Annotated in this window: 2 protein-coding genes; both read left to right on the top strand. The window is 67.9% G+C overall.

The annotated features are described in order from the left end of the window. The coding region (locus tag J0A65_RS24945) for a fumarylacetoacetate hydrolase family protein (RefSeq protein WP_206596922.1) at positions 1-565 on the top strand (565 nt) is incomplete at its 5' end. Positions 566-583: 18 nt separating this feature from the next. Next, positions 584-664: thioredoxin domain-containing protein (locus tag J0A65_RS24950; RefSeq protein WP_463452380.1), on the top strand; the 81-nt coding region annotated here is incomplete at its 3' end.

Raw genomic sequence — 664 nt, forward strand, 5'->3', positions numbered from 1 at the left:
CTGGGAATACCAGCCGCTCGGTCCGTTCCTGGCCAAGAACTTCGCGTCCACGCTGTCGCCATGGATCGTCACCCTGGAGGCGCTGGCCCCATACCGCACCGCACCACCCGTGCGTGACGCCGAGGACCCGGAGCTGCTGCCTTACCTGAACGCCCCTGGCGACCGTGAGGAAGGCGCGCTCGACATCCAGCTGGAAGTCCTGATGCAGACGGCGCGGATGCGCGCCGAAGAGCAGGTCGCCACGCGGCTGAGTGCCACCAACTACCGCCACGCCTACTGGACCCTGGGGCAGATGGTCGCGCATCACACGGTCAACGGCTGCAACCTGCGCGCGGGCGACATTCTGGGCACCGGCACGCTGTCCGGCCCGACGCTCGACCAGGCGGCGGCGCTGATCGAACTCACGGTGGGTGGCAAGCAGCCTGTCGTGCTGCCCAATGGTGAGCAGCGCACCTTCGTGGAGGATGGCGATCGCATGGAACTGCGCGGCTGGTGTGAGAGGGCTGGCGCTGCGCGCATCGGCTTTGGCGAGTGCGCGGCCACCTTGCTGCCGGCGCTGGCCTGAGCGATGGGGGCCTGACGCGTGCTCAAGCTCTATACCTATTTCCGCAGTTCGGCGTCGTACCGCGTGCGTATCGCGCTCAACCTCAAGGGCCTGGCCTGG

It is taken from the genome of Bowmanella yangjiangensis (genome assembly GCF_017255015.1).
Lineage (GTDB): Bacteria > Pseudomonadota > Gammaproteobacteria > Enterobacterales > Alteromonadaceae > Bowmanella > Bowmanella yangjiangensis.